The following is a 23571-nucleotide window of genomic DNA, read 5'->3' as shown; positions in this document are numbered from 1 at the left end:
ATTTATGCTAAAATTTTTGCTGATAATACCGTTTTTTTTTCTGTCAGGCTGCGGGGAACATCACTGTATTAAGCCAGAAAATTTATCAGGTTTGCGTGAAAAACTAGATATAGTGTCAACAGAGCAGAAATGGGTTGATTCTGGTGTTAATATCTCAGATAGAATAAGAGTAACAGAGATTGATATAGTGCCTAGTAAGGTTAATTTTTGTCCTAAGCAGTATGCAGATTTTGCAATTGGGCCTGGGAGAAATGACGTTGCATTACCATTTGCACTTAAAAAAGGCGATACGATAAGCTTTAGTGTGATTGGAAGTAAAGTGTGTAAAGATAAAGAGAGTGAGACAAAAATCAGGTATTTGAAAATCGACGAAAAGTGTAGCGAGCAAGAAACAGAACATTTTGCACATGTTTTAAATCAAGAGAAATGCCAAGGTGGCAAGGATGGGATATGTCCTAATAAATATATAATAGGCGATGTGCAATGGTTGAGAGGAAGAGAGTACTGGGATTCAGATTTTTCGAAGTTAGATCAAGATGAAAGAAAAAAGGAAATTGAAAATATTATTAACTCTATAAAACAAGGAGAAAATATAGATTGCAGCAAGCTTTCAGAGAGCAGTGCAAGTAAGATAGATACGCACATTTTAAATTCACTCTGTAGACGTATATGTAAATTTTCTTCTGGTCGTAGAGGCGAGGATTGCGTGTATATTGAATATAATAATATAGAAATTGAGCTATTCAATGCTTTAAATTCTAGTGGTGAATCTGTTGTTGCTGAAATTATTAGTAACGTATTAAAGGGAAAACAGGTAAAAACTGACATTACACTATTACGTGCTTACATGGATAATGAGAATTTTGAACACATTCCAGAAGGTGGTTTATGCACTAATTGTGATCACAAGATAAGAGATAACTATCGAACACCAAGATTAATTTTTAGTTTATGTAGTAGAAATGACAAGTACTGCTACGATCAAAATGACAAAGGTGGTTTCAATATAAGAGTAACAAAGAACCACAGTCTAGAAAATAGCTTGTATATAAGCGTCTCTGACAAACTTCCTGAGCATAAGCCTGGTGAAAACCAAGCGGATATATCTGTAGATATCAGCAAAGTTCATGATACTGAGTACATGGAAGGCTTAAAGGAAAAGTTAAAAGAAAAAAAAGGCACCATATATTACGGAATAAGAGACCATGGCTGCGATTACAAAAATGAAGGTCAGTTTAGTATTAACCTAACAACTAAAGAGCCACCTACAAAAACTTTTAGTGCAATATATAATTTCTTTGATGAAAAAGTGAAAACTGCATTTTTCGGCTCTAATTATAAAGACCCTAACGCAATTCACTCTGATACTAGTCCTGTGAAGTCTCTTTACGAAAGTTTTATAAAATCAAGCAGAACAAATACCATTAGATCTACTATAATATCACTATTAGTACTATATATAATCTTATATACTCTTTATTACTTTTTTGGATTAACTCATATTTCTATATATGAGTTTTTAATTATATGCGTAAAGATAGGAATCATCGCCCAGCTATTGCAGGATAATAGCTGGGACTTTTTTTATAACAACGCATTCTCTATATTTATTAACACTCCAAAACAACTAATAGAAATAGCAAATTTTAGAGGCACTACTTCAAATGTTTTTGAGTTTCTTGATTTGCCGCTCAATAGGTTCTTGTCATCGCATTCAGTATTGTTAATAGTATCTCTTATATTTTCTGGCCCTTTGGGCATTGTATCTTTTTGCTTGGTGATTTGGGGTTTAATCACAGTGAGCTTATCTATTTTTAATGCCTTATTTTCTTTTATTACATCTATAGCAATAGTTGCGTTATTACTTTCTTTAGCACCTATTTTTATTATTTGTCTTTTATTTGCGTATACTAGGCAGATGTTTCAAAACTGGGTTAAAAATTTAGCAAGATTTGCAATTCATCCAGTGGTCCTTTTAATTTTTATATCACTGATAAGTCAGGTTATGGATTATATTGTGTATTCAGTATTTGATTTTGAGGTCTGCTCTACATGTATACTTAATATTAACCTAAAGATTTTTAACCCTTGTATTTTTTATGGTTATGCTTCCAAATATACACCTAATATTACCGCTATGATGGCTTTTGTTATTTTGGGACACGCTATGAAAGCTTTAGTTGAAGCTTCTTCGGCAATATCTGACTCGTTGTTTGGTGCTTATGTAGCAAGCGAACCTGGAAGACAGTATCAACAAAGCTTAATGGGAACAGTAGGGTTAGATGAACAAAGCGTTCAAAGAAGAGAAAGAGGAGATGCCTCTCAACAGTCAGGTACGTCAAGACCTCAAATACCACAAGGGACTCAAAGGTCAACGCCTCAGATACCACAAGGAAGACAGCAATGATAAGTAAAAGATCACTATTGTTGATACTGTGTCTTGCAATCACTGGTTGTACTATGGATTGTGTTGAGCCTGGGTTACAGAGCAGAAACACTAGTGTTAACGTGGATGTTCCAGTTCATAAAGCCGATAAAGGAGTTAAAATTCATTGGGTTGATTCTGGTCAGGTAATTAGTCAGGGTGAGAAAATCAAATTCACCCTCGATGGATCAGTAAATTTTTGCCCTTTTAAAGAAGACAAAAATCCAAGGAAAGTACTTGTGCCAGCTAGCTTTTGTGCTGATGGCTCAGAACCAAATTATAGTAAGGCTGCGGATATTAATAGTGTACCTAACAATTATGGTGTTAATGAAAGTAAAAACGAACTATGTGGTGGCAAAGGATTTGGCAGCAATAGACATTATGTGGACACTGGAATTAAAGTAAATCCTGGTGACAAGTTAAGCTTCAGCTTAGTTCCCAGAAAAATAACAATTGATTACGACAATCCAGAAGGGAAAGGCATCAATTTTGATGACAATTGTTATAAAGCTGTAGAAAATGACCGTAAGGAAACTGTATATAAGAAAGCTACAGTGAGTGAAGTACATCAGGGGGGAGAGTTTTTTTGTGATGGTAAAGATGGTACAAAAAATAAAATACAATTTTTACCTCTTGATAAAACAAAAGCAAAGGAAAGCAAAGTGCTAGTTGGCAATGGGTATACCCCATATGATAATAAGGTGCATTTTAATAAAGGTTATATTCAAGACAACGAACCATGGGTATATGGTTCACTACTTGATTTACGCCGCGCTAAAATAGGATTGAACGAGTTATGTGATGGAAAAAACTGTAGTCTTGATGAGAGAAAAAAGTACTCCTCCTATGAGCTTAACTGTTACCATCAAAATATATGCTATACTGAGAAGGGTATATGGAACTATGGTTTAGGTCAAGCAGGAGAACGGAACTGTGTCTCCTCTATAAGGTATAAGAAGTACGATAAAGGAAATAAATGTGATATGTATTCTTATCTAGAAAAAATGGAAGGGAATGTTAAAGCAGGTAGTTTTACTGAAGATGATAAATCTTGGGCTGAGGCTCTTGTTGCAAAAATTGGTGATCCTGATGATAAAAATACCGCTAAAGGTATTCAATGTCTTCCAAAGAAAGAGGGTGCAAAAGGGGATAATATGTGTTCGCAAATTGGCGATAACAATAAATTCGAGGATTTTTCTCTGGAATTGAACAATGATTATCCAGTAAATGACGAGGTAACGCCCGGTAGTAGTGTGATGCTCGCTATCGCAGATTATGGTCATTATTACTATAATAGAGGAGGGTACCATGTTAAAGTGACTAGATCATGTGAATATATTAATGGCGAAAAATTATATGTATATTTAGGTGATGAGCCACCTAAAGATTTGCATGGTGTGGGAACTAATGATTTTAAAGTGGTAGGAGTGAGAGAAAGAGTAAACGGAAAAGATGAGTACACCATATTAGATGTAATAAGCGGAGAACACTTTCAGAACGAAGAATCTAAGAAGATATATTTCGGCATCAATGTAAGCAACGTAGAGAGAGATGACATTACAGATAAAAATGGCAAATATTATGAAAATAATAAGTACACAGTAACTTTATTTGTTAAAAGAAAAATTAATGATTTTATTTCATCGAATGTAAACGGGGTATTTAAACTTATAAAAGAAGAAGTAATTGGGGACAGCGTTAAAGATTCATACAAAGGATATGCAAGAGGTCTTCTTCAAGGGGTAAGAGCTTTGCTTACTCTATACGTTATATTTACTGTCGTTGGCTATATGCTTGGAACAATACAGCTAAGTAAATTTGATTTCATTGTAAGAATGTTCAAGATAGCATTTATAGCTTTTGCCTTTAGCGATAGAAGCTGGGAACTTTTTGGTACAACTTTATCCAGACTTTTTATAGATGGTAGCACTTATTTGGTTGATAGCTTTTCTGGCTATATAGGGGAAGGGGGGAGAAAATTTGCATTCTTAGACTTGACAGCAGGAGTATTATTCACAGCAGAAACTTGGTTAAAGTTTTTATCATTGATGCTCTCTGGTCCTTTTGGCTTTATTGCATTTTTGGCAATACTCTACGCTACTTTTATGTTCTTAAAATGCATTATTAGCGCTACGTTTAAATATGTAATATCTACTGTTCTAGTGGCGTTTTTACTGTCATTAACACCTTTATTTATCGTATTTATTCTATTTCAAAAGACTAAACCCTTGTTTGATAATTGGATAAAAACGTTGGCTCATGTTTCATTAGAACCAGTCATTTTATTTTCATTTTTATCTCTTTTAAATCAGTTGATGTATTCAGTTTTATATAACCTCACAAATTTTTCTGCATGCTATCAATGTTTAATTAGCGTAAATTTCTTATCGTATGACCTGTGCTTGATGAAATCAATACTGCCTCTTGGATACAGTCCTGGCACTAGCGTTGATGTTGCACTCAGTACCGGAGAAAGGGCTGGTGGACACTTTGCAGCATTACCTATAGACCTAATCCAGGCGTTTATATACCTCATTATTGCCGGTGCAATGGAAGCTTTTGTTTCTATATCGGAAACTATGGTACAAACACTATTTAGCTCTGGTTATGGAGTTACTGGCGGTGTTGGTACAGTTGCTAAGAGCGCATCGCAAGCTATGCTGTCAACCGTTGGCCTTGATGATAAGACCCAAAGTATGATACAGAGTATCAAGCAGAAAATGAGTAAAGATCGGGGAAAAATTGAGGCTAAATTACCTAACACGCCAAAGCAACCAGACAAAAAAGAAGATTCTAAAGGAAGTTCTGATAAAACAACGAGTGATAGACCTAAAACATTAAAACAATCAGATCAGCAAAAAAATTCTGATGAAACAATAAGAAGTGATCCTAGTGCTAAAGCTAAAAACAAGGAAGAAAATGGAGAGGAGTAAGATATAAATGATATTATGGAGTAACTAATTAAAAAGATATTTTAAGTAAAGTTTTAGAAATTTATTCTGTATTTGGAAAAAGTTTAGATATGCAATCACGTTTAGGCAAATGTTGGTTTAGGGTATTACTTCTTGCAGCTTATGTGCTGATCACAGGTTGTAGTAAAAACGATATGCCTTTTCCAAGGTGTATATCTGCTGACTATTTTGGTCCTAAACCTATTGCAGTAAGCGCTCATTTTTCAAGCGACCACGATGCGTTTATTCCAGGAGATGGAGAAGTTATTGATCCTGAAACTGGCGAAATTAATTATGGTTTTCACCATAACCAAGTGGTGAAGTGGGAGGATACCGGACTCGAAACCAATGGAGATAGTTTAAAAGTGCGAGTTAATGGTGCATGGACATCTTGGAGTAATAATAACAAGAAGAAATCTAAAAAAGGCAGTTATACCTTACAAAGCTTGGAGCAGTTAAAATATGCAACTAAATTTGAAGGTAAACAAAGTGATAATAGTTTACCTAATTTTCACTTAGTTTGTAATGATTATAAACCTAGCATACAAAAATTTTCAAGTAAGCCTAATGCAAGTTGCACTGTAAATTGCAAGTGCATTAATGAAGATGATAGTGCAAATACAGTATCACGTGGTGCTCCATGTTGGTTTACCAACGGTCATGGTGCTTATCTTTTGTTTCAAACGGGGAAAGATGATCCTAACGAAAATCTAAAGTTAATGCGCGATCCTCAATATCCTACTGTACATCTAGGTTATAACTCCACAGCAGAGGGCGACAATGGATTTTTTACTTTAGACAGAGATAACACTAAATTAAAGGACAGAAATTGTAATGAGTTGAAGTTAAAAAAGGGATGGAAAATATATGTAAAAATATTAGATAGATATTACTTAGATAATGTAGGTGGCTACTCTTTTGAGTTCTTAAGTGGAGTGCAGCAGCCAAGTAGTTTTGGGTTTTTTGATTACATTTATAACTATCTAAAATGTGTATTATTGATTAACGAAAATTGCAAAGAACATTTTAATAGCAATGATCCTGCAGTTGCACAAGCTATGTTCGAAAATATAGCTGAAAAAAGTACGAGCTTTCACAATTTTGTTCTTTCCTTGCTTGTTCTATTTGTAATGATTTCATCGCTTCTTTATCTTTTTGGCATGATACGAGAAACTAAGCATGATATGCTCATCAGAATGATGAAAATCACTCTAGTAATAGTGCTTATATCTCCTGGAAGTTTTAGATTTTTCTATGATCATTTTCTTGTTTTATTCGTTAAAGGTCTTGAACAATTGATAAGTGTAATTACTAACTTTGCTCCCAACATGAACACCGGAAGTATTGCTCAAGGAGATGAAGCTAAGTTGTTTAGCTTCATGGAGGACATGTTCAATAAATTTTTTGCTTATTCTGTTTGGAAAAAGTTTGCAGCGTTTTTACATTACCAAATGTGGGCAAGCCTTCTTATGATACCGGCAATTTTCATAGGGATTGTACTATACTTCTTGTTGTGCTTGTATGCTTACATAATATTTCTCTCTGGCTTTATGGGTATAGCTTTTCTTATAGCTATCATGCCACTGTTTCTAATTTCTATTTTATTTTCACCGCTGAAAAGTCTATTTGAAGGTTGGATAAAATTCTGCACCAGTTTTTGTTTACAATCGATTATGATATTTACTCTCTTGTCATTGTTGGCTTCAATGATAATGAACACCTTTTATAGACAACTAGGTTTTACTGTATGCTACAATAAATGGTTCGAGGTAAAGTTATGTGCTCCAAAATGGGTGTTTGGCGGTTTTTGTATCGTTGATAAGCAGTACTTTGGTTGGACCCCAGGGCAAATTTTTGTACCTTACACTCTTGGAGAAGCTTCTTCTCTTAACATAGATAAAAGTATAGAAGGTATAGAAAAGATAAGCAGAGAAGGTGGTACAATAAAATTTACTGGAGGCGCTGGATATATCCCGCTTCCACCGGATTACCCTAAAGATAAAAATGGTGAACATATAAAAGGGTTTCGTTATATAGATTATCCTTTCTTTAATCCAATGCCTGGAACTAAAGATAATCCAGCAGACCACTATATTGCAGAAAGTGATATGGTAGTTAGTAATGGCTGCAGTGCAAAAGATCTAGTACGCTTAACAAATAGTTTATCCCATGCATCAGAGAGGGCTGACATTATATTACTGATCAACAATATAGAGAAAAGGATAGGTGATGTTAGTGAAATAATAAAACGCTACTGTCAAGATATAAATAAATGCAATAGTTATAGGGAAATAATTAATGAAATAAGATCTTTAGTGCGGAGTGCGGTAGAAAAACAAGGTTGTAGAATACTGAAACTTCATGATTTATATAAGGATCTCAACAGTGAATACTGTCAGAAATGTAAAGATTGTGAGGATTGCAAAAATTATCAAGAAAATAGCGATTACCAAAGGGTGCAAGACATACAGAGAGGTTATTTAATCAATGCAGGGGAAATCTTTATACTATTCTTGCTTTCATTTTTAATGTTCTCCTTACGCACGTTCGTACAACAAATGGGCTCAAGTATCGCTGGTGGTGGATTCAGCGTTTACAATATATCTAGTATGTATCAGGCATCGCCTTTGACTGGCATAATGGAAGGATTCAAACAGCAGTGGCAAAATTTTGCTGGTAGAGGACTTGAGTCTTTAGGCAGTTGGGCTACTCATTTACCGGATAGATTAGCCGGAGGTGCAGCTAATCTGCTGGGGAGAGTACCAAGAGTTGGAGGAGTGCTGAAATACGCTATTGATGTGCCACGTAAATTTGTAGGTGCTACTATTGAAGCAACGAAGTTTGCAACATCGCCTGAAAATGATGTTGATAAGCTCGAGGAAAAAATTTACAGGGCATTTGGAGTTGATAAGGAAGATATTATACACAGAAGGATCGGTAAATATTTAGATTATTATAAAGGATACGTAGGATCACATTTGGGCTATACAATAGAAGATGCTATGAAGTTTACTTGGGAGCATGGTCTTGACTCTATAGGAAAGCATGGCTATGATCATAACCTACTCTATAGAGCAAAAGAATATAGGCGAGATTTCTTAGAGAAGCTTCATGATTACACTATCGGCCGTAAGAGAGAACCAGAAAAAGACAATCCTGATCAATCAAATAAGGTAGAACGAGAGTTAGGCACGGAACTAGTAAGAGATAACCATGATCAGCCACTAGAAGAAGGCGACCCTCTTCGACTACGAGGGGGAGGTCAGCCAGATAAGGTAGTACGAGAACTAAGCACAGAACAAGAAGACAAGCCTAATCAACTACAGCATGATCAGCCAACAGAAGAAGATAAGCCTGATCAATCAAATGAAGTGACACGAAATTTAGGCACGGAACCAAAAGGTTCAGATGAAATTGATGATTTTGGATCTGCTTTTGAAGGTATGGAAAAACGTGCTGAAAGAGAAGGCAGAAGAAATCAAGATAAAGTTTACAACCTCTCACCACTTTTTGAAATGAACACTCCAGAAGCTGTAGAAAAACGTGCTGAAAGAGCTAGAAGAAAAGAAGAAAGAGATCGAAAAGACGAAGTTTATAATCTTAAGCCTTTATTTAAAGAACCAAAAAATCCAGAAGAGTACGTTAAGGCACTTTTTGAAATGAATACCCAGGAAGCTATAAAAAAACGTGCTGAAAGAGAGGAAAAAAGAAATCGAGAAGACAGTAAAAGGAAATTACCGGAACCAATGAGGAAACCAGATGCAAAAGGAGATGAGAAGAGGATTGAAGATGAAGACTAATAAAAATTTCAAAGGCCTTGATTATTATAAATTGCAGCAAGACAAAGATGGCAACATAAAGTTAAATGACTACGACGACATTTTAAATGCGCGTAGGGCAAGGGTAGACTTGTTGCGGGATAACACATCACTTGACAAGGATGTCAATTTTGCTAAATTGAATAAAGCTTTGAGTGAGAAATTTGTAGATAATCATGGTTTATTGTCTGAATTTGATAAGGAAGACAAAGAGATTGCACAAGAAAGGCTTAAGATGTCTAATATTTTAGACAATCTTGATAATCTTGCAAACATTAAAAGTGAAGAGCTATTAGAGGTTAGTTTATTGCTATCAGACCTTAGCTTCATAGAGAGAAATGTTGTACTAAATACCGATCAGAATTCTGATCTTACAGAGTTTAAAAGTCTATTTATCGAAAAAAAGGCATCTGGTAAAGAGTATAGTGAAGAAGAATGTAGAGGCTTTCTTGATAATATAGATAAAATCAATACTATAATTAAGTTAGAGTTAGAAAGCAGAATTGAAGGGCTAAATCATGATGAAAAAAATGATCATGATGATTTACAAGATGAGATTGGTCAAGCAATTAATGCAGCAGGCAAATCAGAAAAAGATAACTGATGAGTCTTGTGTTTGTGTTTTTCTTACAAGCGACTCGATAGCTTCTCTCTATTAAACTGCTAAAGCCATATTGACATTAATCATATAGTATAAATAATTAATTATTTTGGAGCTTATTTAATATGCTACGCATCATTGCAGGCAAATATCGCGGAAGAAAAATAACTACAGGTAAGCATTTAGCTGCACGGCCAACTATGAGTATTGTCCGAGAAGCAATATTTAATATGCTTTCCTCAAGGAAACCTATTTATAACTTGAATGTACTTGATTTATTTTGCGGAAGTGGCTCTTTTTCATTTGAAGCGCTTTCTCGCGGCGCTAAACATGCATTTATGGTAGATTCAGATTATTACAATTTGCAATTGCCTAAAAAAACAGCAAAAGATTTTGGAATTACGGACAATGTTACGCTAATTTGCTGCAGTGCTAACTGCTTACCACAACCTATTTCAAAATGTGACATAGTTTTTATAGACCCACCTTACAATAGCAATCTAGTTGAATCAACGTTGAATGGACTAGCTCACTCAGGCTGGTTAAGTGATGATGCATTGATAATTCTAGAGATTAGGAAAAACGAAGATTTTGAGTGCAATAAAAACTTCAGTATAATCTTGGAACGCACCTACGGTATAGCGAGAATAATTTTTCTTTCTCTATTAACTTGAACTTGCATATACTTTTCATTGATGAGTTCCAGTTCTATTTTCGTCAAGTTTCCGGAGAAATTACTTATTCTGTACTGCCCTAGATCAAAATTTTTATTAAATTCAGAGTCTATTAAATATTCATGTGCTTCTTCAATAAATTTATTTTCTTTTTCTTCGTAACTGGTGTATTTTGTTGTACCATTATTATCCTCACGATAAACTAAATGTTCTTTATGATCAGCATGAATATTTTTATTTTCACAAACCTTTTCAGGATCGTGCTCAAGTACTTTTCTACCAACAATCAATAGCTTATAAGAAATTTCCTATGATTCCTTTTAAGCGAGTTTTGAATTTTTGAAATGTCATGACATTGTTGATACGGTTATCAAGAAACGATAAAGTATCCACAAAATCTTCTGAATAATCATTGATAAAAAAAAGTATCGTACTTAAGTACACTCCAGCTAATATTGCTCTTTTTGTATAGTAGTTAAAATCTGTTGATTGGTCATGAATGCCATACCAAATCGCACTAATAGTTCTGTATAAAAGTTTACTAGAAAAATATGTATTTTTTGGTGATACGGAGAATGATAAAACATTTTTTAAAAGTTCTCTATAATTTGGTAGCTTAGCGTAATTTGAAAGGCGTATTTGAATGGCTAACTTTACTCGCTCTCGCACTTTCATATCTTCTAAATTAGAATTCCTTAGTTCAGCTTCCATTGAGCTATTTAAGTCCTCTGCTATGTGCTCCAAAGCGCTATATATTCCATTCTGAAATTTGCAAAAGCTATTAGCTAGATTAAGGTCAGTGCACACCTTTAATAGGGTTTCATCGCTTATCCCTTCAAATGGAATAACCCTAATTAGCTTATCTATTATTAACTTTTGTTCCACGCAACATTATACTAAACAGCATGTGTGATTGTACCTGAGATTTTCAAACATTCTACAAAATGCTTCACCACGTTCCTCGAAATTTTTCCATTGATCAAAAGAAGCACACGCGGGAGAAAGTAATATTGTTACTTCTTCTGCGCTATTTAAGGCCTCTTCAAAAGCCAATCTGAATGCATCTTCTAGATTGCAACATTTAACATAATCTACTTTATTCTCCATAACATTTGCAAAAGCTTCGGTTGATTCTCCAATAAGAAAAGCTTTTCTAACCCTTGTAAAATGCTTGCTTAATGATTCTATTCCACCTTTTTTGCTTCTTCCACCAGCGATCCAATTTATGTTTTCATAAGATAAGATCGCCTTTTCGCTCGATTTTGCATTAGTTGCTTTGCTATCGTTCACGAAAAACACATTTCTTATTTTGCCAAGCAGTTCATTCCTATGCCTCAGTCCTGAAAAGGACTTGATTCCATTGATAATAGTGTTGCTATCTACTCCAAGTACCTTACATACGGCATATGTGGCTGCTATGTTTTCTGCGTTGGATATTAGGTTTATTTTCACGTCGCTTACTGATAAGCTATGATTCTCTAGTTTTAACGAGATCTTCTGGATCCCAGTGCCCCTTTTGTCATCCAAGTAGCTGACACTGGGATCCAGATAATTTCGATCTATACCAGTAATCTGTTCACTATAATCAAGCAAATTGTTACCTGCCAATGATATTAGATCTCTTGCACCACCCTCTGTCATCTGAGTAGTTGGCAATGGTTTTTCTTTTCTGGATTCCAGCGTCACGCGCTGGAATGACATCGGGGAATATGTTACTGAGATTGGAATTTTGTCTCCAGTGAATTTGTTGAATATATCAGCAGTAATCTCATTGTCACATCCTATTACGGCAACCTCACTACCGTTTATCAGTTTTAATTTAGTTGCTATGTAGTTCTCCATACTTCCATGCCTATCTATGTGATCTGGTGTAATATTGAGCAGTGCTGAAATGTCCACGTTAATTTCATTCATCAACTCCAATTGAAAAGAGGAGAGTTCGATTACATAAATTTCTGCATCTCTTTCTAGATCCAAAACAGGAACGCCTAAATTTCCACCAATAGCTACTTTTTTCCCTGCAGATTTTAATATGTGCCCTATTAGTGATGTAGTGGTTGATTTACCATTTGTTCCTGTGACGCCTATTACCTTCTGGTTCGTAGTTTTAGCTTCAAGAAATAGCTCAATGTCTGATTTTATTTTGCAATCAAATCTCCTTGCAAGTTTTACTATCCAATGTGGCTCTGTTGGCACTCCAGGGCTTAAAACCAATGCACTGATCTCATGCCAATTGTATTCCTTGGGATGAATAAAATTACATTTTTTATACATCATTTTTGCATTTGCTATTTGCTCTTCATGATCATCCCATGCATATATTCTTGCACCACTCTTTGTTAGAGCGTTAATGGCGGATAAACCAGTTTTACCAAGACCAAAAACCGCAACGTTTTGATTTTTGTATTTGTTTAGTTGCACTGCTAGATAACTTATGCGAACCATTTTATAAAGATATCGTACAAACTACAACAGACTTCTTGCGTAGGTTATAACTGTCATTCAATAGAAACGAAAAAACTTGCTTGACAAACTCCGCCAGCGCCCTTATCATGAAACTGAAGCTATTGTATTTGCTTTCGCCAATCTGCAGATTAAAAGGTAAGGATTACTTAATGTATCGGCGTCTTATGTTCAATTTTTTGCAGTATATAGATACTGTATGTCTTTACAAAACTTCATCTACATCTAGATTTTTATCTAAATAAGCTGAACGCGCTTATAAAGCGTTACAAGACATCAAAAAATGCCAATACTCGACAGAGATAGTAAAAGACTAGCTAACTCGGGGATTCTTTGTCTTTTTTTCTGCTTGGTAAATTTCTTAAACATTTGCAGCGTAGGTTAGTTGCAATTAAAAGCAGCTGAATTTCGCTTGTCAAGCGTTTAAAACATAAAAAACGCCAATATTTTAAAGCAGATAATAACCACGGGGCTTCTTTTGCCTTTTTTTTCGCTTAGTAAATTTCTTAACGTTTGTAGCTAAACAACAACCGTCATCCCGCTACTTGTTAGCGGGATCTCTTGTTAGCGGCTGAGATACCGCGAATGAATCGCGGTATGACGGTTCGTGGCGGTATAGCAATTCGTCATCCCGCTACGTGTTAGCGGGATCTAGAGATACCGCGGCGGTATGACGTAGAGCTCGCGTTAGCTATACTTTTATGCTTACTAACTTAATAAAATTCCTGGATCCCAGTGGGCTTTGTTGCATCACACTTTATGAGATGGTGATTTATGGTAAATTCATGTAACTATCTCAAATTTAGCCATACCAATATCAGTGAATTTATTAAGCAAATAGCATTTGATTAGCAGTTCTTTTTCTCGATTTATCTCAGATTTATTCCTAAAACTAAATCCGAATATTTGCTTTAATCTTGAGAAAAACCCTTCAATATAAGATCTTTTCCCATAATTTACTTCTTTTTTCCATTCTTTCATGCCATCTTCACCGTATAATTTTATTAACCTAATAGCAGCATTCCTGTCAGACATATAATCTATTTCTGGATGTTCTGCCGCATTGTTTATTGGTGGAATTTTTGTCTTTATATCATATTTGTTACACAACTTATAAAACTTGTGCCTATCACATGCTCTATCTGCATATAGTGCTTTTATGGCATGCTGAAAATCAACTTCTTTTAGCAAATCACAAGCTCCATAGTGATCAGAGTAGACACCGTTACTGTATTTTACAGCTATGGCTTTTTTGTTGTTTATATTCAACATTACGTGCAATTTTCTCGTTTGCTCATAGCCACGATATTTTCTGTCAGTGCTATTTTCCTTGCTGTGACCAGGAGTGTTGTTGTATATACTAATTCCTGTACTGTCTATAGCAATTTCGATATCTTCCATATTATTTTTATCAATTCTGCAATCATTTATCTTAATATTAAGTTTCTTAAACCTTCTTGATGCTTGTGAATAGCTGATAACTGCCAAATCTCTTCCTATTTGTTGCAAATACCCTTTTATAAACCCGACTGTTTGTCTTAAACCAATTCTAAAGAAACTGACGATTATATGCACCAAAATCACAACTTTATCACTATAAATATAGTTGCCGCCCTGCATTTTTGGACAATTCTCGTACCAATTTTCTATGGCGTCATTGATATAACAAAAAATGCTTCCTCTTTCTTGGAGAAATTTGTTATATTCATGGCAGTTACTGACTCTCATTTTTTGTGGCATATTTTTTCTTTCAAGGTTAAATGGCTATTTTATAATGAATTTTGTCAGTAGCCACCAGATTTTTTCAGTTGCTATGCAACAAAGCCCACTGGGATCCAGAAAATTCAACCGCAAAAGACTGGATTCCAGCATCAAATGCTGGAATGACACTACCTGCAAGAGTATTATACTCTTACTTTTACCCACAATTTTGAGAGGTTATGATGTGAAGCATAACAATGCTCTCCTTAAGGTTTTCATAGCCCCGCCATAGAGTCATAGACCCTGGTAAATTATCACTTTTTCTATTCATAAATCACCCAATTTTCCTAACCAAATAATAGCTTGTTTTATGTTTGGAGGTTCTTCGGGTAATGTTGCTACCCGATACTCACGCATGTAAAGGACCTTCCACTCTTCGTTGCTTAAAATTTTAGTACAAATTTCCATGGGATTTGATAAAGCCACTTTTGTCAAATATAAAATTTTAAACGCGATTATACTTTTTATAGCAATTAACTTCTGTAATCTTTCTTTTGTAGCTAAGCGGGAGCTTTCTATCTTACATCCTGATTTTAAAATCCTAAAATACTCTTCAATTTTCCACCTTAGCTTATACCAATTTATCTTTTCTATGGCATCTAAAGTATTATTAATCGGTACATTAGTTAGTAGAATCCAGTCGATAGCTTCCAATCCATCAGGAGGATTTGTTTCTTTTGCACTTACCACATATACAGGGATTTTATCACTTATTTTATGTATTGTATCTTTTGACCCATAAATGGAAGAAGATCTGATAGGTATATAGCCTTTCATATACTTAACTTCAATATTAGCTTTCCTTGATCTCTGGTTTCCACCTTTAGTAACTTCTAGAGAAATTTTCTTTTTTACTGGCAGTTGAGTGATGCGTGTTTGCAAATCTGTTTTTCCGACTTCAGTACAGATAAATCTTCTATTAGCTCGATTGCGGATTACATAAAAACTACCTAACGTCTCAGCCACCCATAAAAATTTGAAGATGTCTGCTTCCCTATCACCAAGGGTAACAAGTTGTACATTTGGAGGAAGGTTGTTTATAGTTTCTTTAAGAGCTGTTATCCACTTATAACTTTCTTTTTCTTCTATGGAGGTACGGTATTTTCTGTTTGCTTTTTCTTGTGCCGTTTCTTCTTCCCTAATAGAACGCGCCCAACATTGTTGGGAAGATAGACCTAAAGGTAATCCGTCTCTGCTGACTATTAAGGCACTATGCAACAGTAAACCCATTTTATGCTTTGTATAAGCTTTAGAAATACTGCCTAGTCTCTTGGTCTTTATACTTACTTTTACCCACAAATAAAAACATAGTATTGTATTTACTCAAATAATTTAATTTTATTAACCTGAAAGCTTATTAGATTAAAATTATTAAACTAAGAGTTATAATTTTAGCAACTAAAAGCTGTAAATTGCACCATATAAACAGTTATTTCAAGCAAAAGTTATGCCATTAAGAGCTATGCAACAAACATTTATATTTGTGGGTAATAGTAAAGTCTTTATATGAGAGTCAAAATCCAAATAACTTGTATCTTGAACTGAAAAGACCAACTGGTTTCCTTTTATTCTTTCCTTAGTTTCTTTATAATGGGAAGAATAAATTTCCTTATCTTCAAGCTTTTCATTGCTAAATAATCTATATGCACCCTTAGCTTCTTTCCACCCACTACAGCTTTGATTAATTGAACCAGATGCCTTACCCTCTATGCAATAACTTGTTTTTATAAGCCTTTTATTAAGCCTTTTATCTCCCAAATTAATGTGTTTTAACTCTCTTTCCAGCCATTTATCCCCTAAGCCATCTGTATATTGCACGCTTGTACTTGTTTCTATCATTTTGATCCTAAATTATTTAGCTTACTCACTTTTTACATTTGTGGGTAAAAGTAAGTATTATACTCAAGAGAAGAGAATGAGTTATTATATCCCCTGGAGGGAGGAAGAGAAGAAGTTGAGATGATAAAAGTTGAACTCGGGAGTTACGCTTTTGCTGCTCAATATCAACAAAACCCCCTGCCGCTTTCAAGTGGTATAATAAAACAAGAGTGGCTAAAGCGCTATAAAAATTTCCCTGATAATCTCTCACATGTAACTCAAAGCTGGGACACTGCAGTTTCAACAAACGATTCCAGCGACTTTAGCGTCTGCACCACCTGGGCAAAAATAGATAATAAATTCTATTTACTTGATGTATATCGAGCAAAGCTTGAGTACCCAAAGCTTAAAGAGCAAGTTCTGTCACTAGCTGCAAGATGGACGCCACACGCAATTTTGATTGAAGCAAAAACGAGTGGTCAACAATTAACACAAGAGCTAAAGGCAAATAGCGATCTACCGATTATCGAAATAATTCCACACAATGACAAACTCACTCGATTTTATCAAATTGTTCCGGTGATAGAGTCTGGTAGGGTTTTTTTGCCACAGCAAGCAGTATGGCTCAGCGATTTCGAGTACGAAATTTTAATGTTCCCAGAAGCTCGCCACAATGATCAAGTGGATAGTACCGTGCAATATCTGCAATGGATGAGAAAAATTAACACCAGTGCTTTCAGGGTCAGGAACTTTGGCCCTAACCCTAATAAAACACTTAGGTGGCTGAGAGCAGTGAAATTAATAAGCCTAATACTTACCTATTTGATGAGAGGAACTACTCAAACTTAACGACTCCAGCCTTGAAAGTGGTGAAGAACCTCTTTTCGGAGATTTTCTTGGATTACCTTCACCTACAGGCGATTGAGACCTACGTTTTGGCGATCCTTCTCTAGTATTCTCACAATCCATAGACTCATAACCACTTGTTGTTGCCTCAGCTTTGGAGCTTACCTTTTCAGCATCAGTCGCCTCCGCTGAAGAGATACCGCTGTCTTTATTATCTTCGGACTTCATCTTTTCAGCTTTTGACGTACCTTTAGCAAGCCATCGCTCTTCCCTAAACGACTTTACTTCCGAAGCATCATAAGTACGGTCAATCCAGCATCCACCTTCGTCTTTTGTAATTGAAATATATTCTAATGCGCTTTCATCGGGATAACAGGATGTAATTGCTGCGTCAGGGCATAACCCTTACTATTACCCACAAATAAAAACATAGTATTGTATTTACTCAAATAATTTAATTTTATTAACCTGAAAGCTTATTAGATTAAAATTATTAAACTAAGAGTTATAATTTTAGCAACTAAAAGCTGTAAATTGCACCATATAAACAGTTATTTCAAGCAAAAGTTATGCCATTAAGAGCTATGCAACAAACATTTATATTTGTGGGTAATAGTAAGGGCATAACCTATGTTCTCGCACCTGGGAATTTACCCATTCGTCCTTTTTAGATTTCACATACTTTTCGACGATGTTAATGTCGATATCTTCTATTTTTATTTCTACTTCTTTCTCATGCTTCTGAATAAAAAGTTTTTTTAAGTTATATAAGGCACCACGACTTATATTAGCAACAACTGTTGTTTCTTGGTTTTTCTCACAATTAGAAAGAAATTGAAATGGAAACTCATTGAAATCATAGGCTTCTTCCTTATTGACACGATACTCTTCTTTCGTTTTATCTATTATCTCCTGTAAATATTCTTTTACATCAACACTATCATCAATTAAACTAGCAATCTTCCCATTTTTTACAATAAAGTTAGTATGAGGAGGATCCAAAGCATAATTATTTAAGTTAAACCAATAAAGCAATGCTTTAAACAACTTTTCTTCTTCCTTTTCCTTAGTAACTTGCTGTTTTTCAGGTTCCTCATTATAAATGTTCTCCGTATCTTTTAGAGAATCTTCAGAAACCCCAGAATTTAAGGACATTGAATTCTTCCATGCTCTAGGAGAAGGAATCGATGATGATCTATAGGTCATTTGTGACCGTTGTAACACTGACTGCATCCTTTTACCTCCGCGTATGTATGGCCCGGATGACCTATAGCTCACTTGCTCACCCCGAATCTCTATTGGCATACTTTCATCATCTGCCTCAGCACCTTTCGATGATGAAGGTTCACTCCGTGTCCATGATGAACCACTAGGTCCTGCTTGCACATTTTGAACAGCACCTAGATCTCTAGATATCCCTGGAACACCACAACTAGTTGTAGCATAACTCAGATCTGTCAATGGCCTATCACTCGTTCTAACTGAATTTACATAATTGAGCAACCGCGGTCCTTCTTCTCCTTCTTCTTTTTCTGATCCTTGCCTGGGAGAATCCTTTACTCCACCCTGACTCCGCGTGGGAGACTCCCATTTCATATCTGACAGTTCAGTCGATGGTGATCGCGACAATGCTCGAAAACGAAGCTCAGTGTCAATGGACAGTTCATGGTCTTTGTTGATTACAGAGTTTTCTATAATTTTAGTTATCACACAGTGAGAAATTTCTTTATTAGAAAAGTCTATGCCATATATTCCACTGCTTCCATTCGTTGATAATTCTGCTTGAGTTCTACCATTAATATCAGCAAGTACAGCATTATTAAATCGACGATTTATAGCACGTGCGTCTTCCTTTGTTAATAACTCAATTCCCTTACCATTTTGCATAATGGGTGTAAGAATTGAGGCTTCTGTTCTATCTAAAGGAGAAGCAGAAACAAAGCCATCTATTGTTACTTTTACCATTTGATAAATAGATCTTATTACCATACATCTAAATAACTGCACTCTGCAATCAACATCGTTGCCAACTCCAAGGTCCATACCTGTAAGCCATGCCTTATACCGTGTTACACTATCAATAAAACGAACGTCATCAAAAACATCTTTGATATATACACTATTGCCTTTAACCTCTAAAGGCTTCTTAGGAACATTTTCATATCTTGCTTTCATCCTTGATAAAAACATACTCTCAAATTTCTTGCGTAATCCTTTATTATCAAATTCACCGTGCCATAAATAACCTTTCCTGTCAGATGCCCTAATGTTACAAGTTGGCATGCCTTCTATAACATCCTTTGCAAGTGAAGCAGCCAAATGAGACTTCAAATTAAAAATTACGCCCTCATCTACAGGTGTTACAAACTTAAACCCATGCTGTTTATCCCAAGACCAGTCTCTATCACTGATATAAAACGGGAAAGAATTAACATCAAAAATTAGCTTAGCTGTATCCAATATTTCTGCATCATTACTTTCCTCAATGCCGTAGAATTCACGTATTATCTTCTTTTTTATACTGTCCAGATATCTTCTACACTGATACGTATCCATACTCTTATCAAATGAGACTACGATACAGTTCTTCCCATACCTGCTTTGCAGTGTAAAATTAGTTTCAACTGTATCACGAGCATAATTATGCACATTAAAAGCGTTAATCAACGCCCTTACTGTTTCTGTATTATACATACCAACCTCCCCATTTTTAAATACAACAACTATTTTTTATTACTACCTTTTGTTACCGCTACCAACTCCACTAGAGCTCGACCCGCTCATAGAACTGCTAGGCTGCTCAGATTGACGTTGCTTCTCTCGTACGTCCTTAAGTGCATCACGATGATCATCAATTCTTGCTCCTTTAACTCTCACCAATTGTCCACCGCCTGGTGCTGTGTTTTGACGATCCCACTCTTTTTCTCCTTTAAAACTTTCCTTACCATTATCATTCGGCATATTACCCTCCAGTAAAAATATTATGCAGTTAATATACTAAAAATAAAATTAAGTGCAAGCACTTTTTTATATTTTTTTTCAAAAAATTTCATTCACTCTTTTTCACAAAACACAAATTTCAAGATTCCAGCGTCACGCGCTACCCTTTCTTGTCATCCCAGTGCCTAGACACTGGGATCCAGTTTTCTTCACAATTTCACCAAAAATGCTCCTTTTTAACATAAAACCCTACACTTACCAAACCCACAGCCTGGATTCCAGTGGGCTTTGTTGCATCGCTCAAGTGAAAAGAACTGGCAGTTACTGACAAAATTCATTATAAATAGCCATTTAACTGTTGAAGAAAAAATATGCCACAAAAAATGAGAGTCAGTAACTGCCATGAATATAACAAATTTCTCCAAGAAAGAGGAAGCATTTTTTGTTATATCAATGACGCCATAGAAAATTGGTACGAGAATTGTCCAAAAATGCAGGGCGGCAACTATATTTATAGTGATAAAGTTGTGATTTTGGTGCATATAATCGTCAGTTTCTTTAGAATTGGTTTAAGACAAACAGTCGGGTTTATAAAAGGGTATTTGCAACAAATAGGAAGAGATTTGGCAGTTATCAGCTATTCACAAGCATCAAGAAGGTTTAAGAAACTTAATATTAAGATAAATGATTGCAGAATTGATAAAAATAATATGGAAGATATCGAAATTGCTATAGACAGTACAGGAATTAGTATATACAACAACACTCCTGGTCACAGCAAGGAAAATAGCACTGACAGAAAATATCGTGGCTATGAGCAAACGAGAAAATTGCACGTAATGTTGAATATAAACAACAAAAAAGCCATAGCTGTAAAATACAGTAACGGTGTCTACTCTGATCACTATGGAGCTTGTGATTTGCTAAAAGAAGTTGATTTTCAGCATGCCATAAAAGCACTATATGCAGATAGAGCATGTGATAGGCACAAGTTTTATAAGTTGTGTAACAAATACGATATAAAGACAAAAATTCCACCAATAAACAATGCGGCAGAACATCCAGAAATAGATTATATGTCTGACAGGAATGCTGCTATTAGGTTAATAAAATTATACGGTGAAGATGGCATGAAAGAATGGAAAAAAGAAGTAAATTATGGGAAAAGATCTTATATTGAAGGGTTTTTCTCAAGATTAAAGCAAATATTCGGATTTAGTTTTAGGAATAAATCTGAGATAAATCGAGAAAAAGAACTGCTAATCAAATGCTATTTGCTTAATAAATTCACTGATATTGGTATGGCTAAATTTGAGATAGTTACATGAATTTACCATAAATCACCATCTCATAAAGTGTGATGCAACAAAGCCATTCCAGTGTCACGCACTGGAATGACAAAAAAGAAATCACTGTAATCTAACTACCTTCATGATTATGTCTTTCCTACTGACTGACCTTCTGCACATTTCTCAACTTTTACATCATTAGTCAATTCTTTTGGTGGTTGAGCATTACTCACAGAACCTTCATTCTCAGGACCATTCCAAAAACCAACTGTAAGATCATATTCACAATCAGCAACAGAACTTTTAACGGATTGCTTCGGAGCTCTTTTGTCAGAAGTAGATTCCTGAGCAGATTTTCCTAGAGTATTTTCACTAGTTTGGTTAGGTTGCCCGTTAGAAACAGAGCCTTGAGCAGATTGATTTGAAGCTTGCTTACTATTGCTATCTTGCCTCATCCTTCTTTCCCACCTACTATTGCATCCTTGAAAATAATTTCTTTCCTTTCTCACCCCCGTTGTATTCGCTGCAGTCTTTGGAGCAGGTGGACACACCTCTTTCTTCGGTTCCTCCGGCTTCGTTTTTTTCTCTTCATTCACTTTTTCTGGTTTTTGTGAATTTTCATGATATTTTCTTTCAAGCTCAGCAAGACGCAATAGATGTTTCAAAGGATCTGACACAATTTCAAGTTCTGGTTTGCTCAGAGGGACTGGCCTTACAAATCCGGGTGAAACTTCAAAAAGGAAAACTGGCACTTTAGGCTTTTCTCTTTCATCCACTTTCATTTCTACGTTTTCGCAAACTTCTTTATTTTCTTCCTTTAATGATGTTTTTTCTGCTTTTTTATCTTCTTTTTCTGTAGATGCCTCTACCGCAGCCGCCAACTCAACTCCAAACATCTCTGCGAACATTGTAACAATCCATCCGACAACGGCCATTTGTAACCTGAGTTTCAGATCTTGCAATGCAGTTAATCTTTCTAACGCCCTTGCAAACTCTTCTTCTGATAACTCACCACTGCCTAATTTCTCCTGCAATTCTTTTATCTCTTTGTCCAACTTCTGATTGAAACTTAAATCGCGTGCAAAAATCTTCTTGATTAACTCCTTAAGCTTGTCACGCATAAATTTAATTATCGAAAGAAGCCAATTTTTTTCTTTCTTCTCCTTGAGCATTTGGTAGATTTTCGGATCATCTACATCTACTTCAAAAAGGTTAAAGAGAGATTCAAAGAAATTCCAGAAATCTCCGAGTACTCTTTCTTTTTCACCAGTGAAGTAATCCTCACCATCACCTTCTCCGATATGTAGCTCTGCTTGAGATGATATTTCATCGATACAACTAGAAGCCTGACGCTCACACTCGAGCCTCCTGAGCAAATCTTGTCTGGTGAGCTCCTCTATGGCTGCTTTTAGTTCATTTAACTTCTGCTCCGCAGAGAAATCTTGCTCCCTGATTTTTCCTTGGAAGATCGAGCTACCGTTTCCGTTATTATCTGAAAAATTTTCCATTATTTTTGCCTCCTCAATAAAATTACTGCCTCTGTTGTTACCTGAAAAGCTTTCCACCATTTTTACTTCCTTCATAAAACTTAATAATTTAATTCTACAGTACTAAATATTTAAGAACTATTAATGTAAAGATGTCAATAAAATTATTTACATTTTTACACTATATATATATATTATATCATGTGCTATTTAACCTTTCAATAATATTTTTTATTTTTACTGCTTCTTCAAACTCTAGCATGCGCTTTTCTTAAATTATCCTTATTAATATTTGCTTTTGCCTCTATCCCACTTTTTCTTGTAAAGTATTTGATATAGATTTTATCATACTCTTTGGCATAACATTTGCAACATACTTTATCTATAAATGGAAATTATTATACTTGCAGCTAGACACAATTTGAAATAATTTACACTATAAAGTTAAGGAACGAGATCCCAGTGTCACGCACTGGGATGACAGCAGTCCTACGTCAT

General features: G+C 35.3%; 16 protein-coding genes and 2 pseudogenes. 8 read left to right on the top strand and 10 right to left on the bottom strand.

Annotated elements, in window-relative coordinates:
* Nucleotides 1-4 precede the first annotated feature (4 nt).
* The 5 genes from NL281_RS03945 (at nt 5) to rsmD (ending at nt 10469) form a co-directional block, all read left to right on the top strand.
* On the top strand, nt 5-2407 hold the full coding sequence (locus NL281_RS03945; protein WP_253303673.1) for a TrbL/VirB6 family protein: 2403 nt from the start codon (nt 5-7) through the stop codon (nt 2405-2407).
* Nucleotides 2404-5358 carry a TrbL/VirB6 family protein gene (locus NL281_RS03940; protein ID WP_253303672.1) on the top strand — a complete coding sequence of 985 codons (2955 nt, stop codon included), beginning with the start codon at nt 2404-2406 and terminating at the stop codon, nt 5356-5358. Before NL281_RS03945 ends, NL281_RS03940 begins: the two co-directional genes overlap by 4 nt.
* Nucleotides 5359-5447: 89 nt before the next feature.
* A complete protein-coding gene (locus NL281_RS03935) occupies nt 5448-9176 on the top strand; it encodes a TrbL/VirB6 family protein (protein ID WP_253303671.1) in 3729 nt (1242 codons plus the stop codon).
* Nucleotides 9166-9798, top strand: coding sequence for a WD_0853 family protein (locus NL281_RS03930; protein WP_253303722.1), 633 nt, complete (start codon nt 9166-9168; stop codon nt 9796-9798). Before NL281_RS03935 ends, NL281_RS03930 begins: the two co-directional genes overlap by 11 nt.
* Nucleotides 9799-9920: 122 nt before the next feature.
* Nucleotides 9921-10469 carry a 16S rRNA (guanine(966)-N(2))-methyltransferase RsmD gene (gene rsmD / locus NL281_RS03925; RefSeq protein WP_006280837.1) on the top strand — a complete coding sequence of 183 codons (549 nt, stop codon included), beginning with the start codon at nt 9921-9923 and terminating at the stop codon, nt 10467-10469.
* Here rsmD and NL281_RS03920 read toward each other — a convergent pair.
* From NL281_RS03920 to NL281_RS03905, 4 genes and pseudogenes are all read right to left on the bottom strand, one after another.
* Nucleotides 10427-10741, bottom strand: a pseudogene (locus NL281_RS03920) (hypothetical protein); the annotation flags it as partial. The gene rsmD and the pseudogene NL281_RS03920 sit on opposite strands and share 43 nt — an antisense overlap.
* A gap of 22 nt (nt 10742-10763) precedes the next feature.
* Nucleotides 10764-11354: a COQ9 family protein gene (locus NL281_RS03915; RefSeq protein ID WP_253303670.1), complete on the bottom strand. Its 591-nt coding sequence runs from the start codon at nt 11352-11354 to the stop codon at nt 10764-10766.
* Between the two features lie 6 nt (nt 11355-11360).
* Nucleotides 11361-12914 (bottom strand): Mur ligase family protein, encoded by a 1554-nt coding sequence (locus tag NL281_RS03910; RefSeq protein ID WP_007549232.1) that lies wholly within the window; start codon nt 12912-12914, stop codon nt 11361-11363.
* Between the two features lie 801 nt (nt 12915-13715).
* Nucleotides 13716-14672: an IS5 family transposase gene (locus NL281_RS03905; RefSeq protein ID WP_253303014.1), complete on the bottom strand. Its 957-nt coding sequence runs from the start codon at nt 14670-14672 to the stop codon at nt 13716-13718.
* 41 nt (nt 14673-14713) lie between these two features.
* On the opposite strand from NL281_RS03905, the gene NL281_RS03900 reads away from it, so the two are divergent.
* The gene (locus tag NL281_RS03900; protein WP_253303669.1) at nt 14714-14866 is read left to right on the top strand and encodes a hypothetical protein; all 153 of its coding nucleotides are present in this window, start codon (nt 14714-14716) and stop codon (nt 14864-14866) included.
* A gap of 94 nt (nt 14867-14960) precedes the next feature.
* Here the strand turns inward: NL281_RS03900 and NL281_RS03895 are convergent, their stop codons facing one another.
* Both NL281_RS03895 and NL281_RS03890 read right to left on the bottom strand, forming a co-directional pair.
* Nucleotides 14961-15992 (bottom strand): IS4 family transposase, encoded by a 1032-nt coding sequence (locus NL281_RS03895; RefSeq protein WP_253303668.1) that lies wholly within the window; start codon nt 15990-15992, stop codon nt 14961-14963.
* Between the two features lie 135 nt (nt 15993-16127).
* Complete coding sequence (locus NL281_RS03890) at nt 16128-16532, bottom strand: IS4/Tn5 family transposase DNA-binding protein (protein ID WP_253303667.1); 405 nt, start codon at nt 16530-16532, stop codon at nt 16128-16130.
* A 54-nt stretch (nt 16533-16586) separates the two neighbouring features.
* On the opposite strand from NL281_RS03890, the pseudogene terL reads away from it, so the two are divergent.
* A pseudogene (terL, locus tag NL281_RS03885) lies at nt 16587-17255 on the top strand (phage terminase large subunit); the annotation flags it as partial.
* Nucleotides 17256-17318: 63 nt separating this feature from the next.
* Here the strand turns inward: terL and NL281_RS03880 are convergent.
* From NL281_RS03880 to NL281_RS03870, 3 genes are all read right to left on the bottom strand, one after another.
* Nucleotides 17319-17585 (bottom strand): hypothetical protein, encoded by a 267-nt coding sequence (locus NL281_RS03880; protein WP_253303665.1) that lies wholly within the window; start codon nt 17583-17585, stop codon nt 17319-17321.
* A gap of 369 nt (nt 17586-17954) precedes the next feature.
* Nucleotides 17955-20051 (bottom strand): hypothetical protein, encoded by a 2097-nt coding sequence (locus NL281_RS03875; RefSeq protein ID WP_253303664.1) that lies wholly within the window; start codon nt 20049-20051, stop codon nt 17955-17957.
* 42 nt (nt 20052-20093) lie between these two features.
* Nucleotides 20094-20318, bottom strand: coding sequence for a hypothetical protein (locus NL281_RS03870; protein WP_253303663.1), 225 nt, complete (start codon nt 20316-20318; stop codon nt 20094-20096).
* A gap of 350 nt (nt 20319-20668) precedes the next feature.
* On the opposite strand from NL281_RS03870, the gene NL281_RS03865 reads away from it, so the two are divergent.
* Nucleotides 20669-21625, top strand: coding sequence for an IS5 family transposase (locus NL281_RS03865; RefSeq protein WP_253303014.1), 957 nt, complete (start codon nt 20669-20671; stop codon nt 21623-21625).
* A gap of 107 nt (nt 21626-21732) precedes the next feature.
* Here NL281_RS03865 and NL281_RS03860 read toward each other — a convergent pair whose 3' ends face one another.
* A complete protein-coding gene (locus NL281_RS03860) occupies nt 21733-23154 on the bottom strand; it encodes a hypothetical protein (protein WP_253303721.1) in 1422 nt (473 codons plus the stop codon).
* Nucleotides 23155-23571 lie beyond the last annotated feature (417 nt).

Origin of the sequence: Wolbachia endosymbiont of Phyllotreta cruciferae, from assembly GCF_918697765.1 — a bacterium.
GTDB classification, from domain to species: domain Bacteria; phylum Pseudomonadota; class Alphaproteobacteria; order Rickettsiales; family Anaplasmataceae; genus Wolbachia; species Wolbachia pipientis.
Note: the sequence above shows the minus strand (reverse complement) of the source record. Positions and strands in the feature narration are given on the sequence as shown.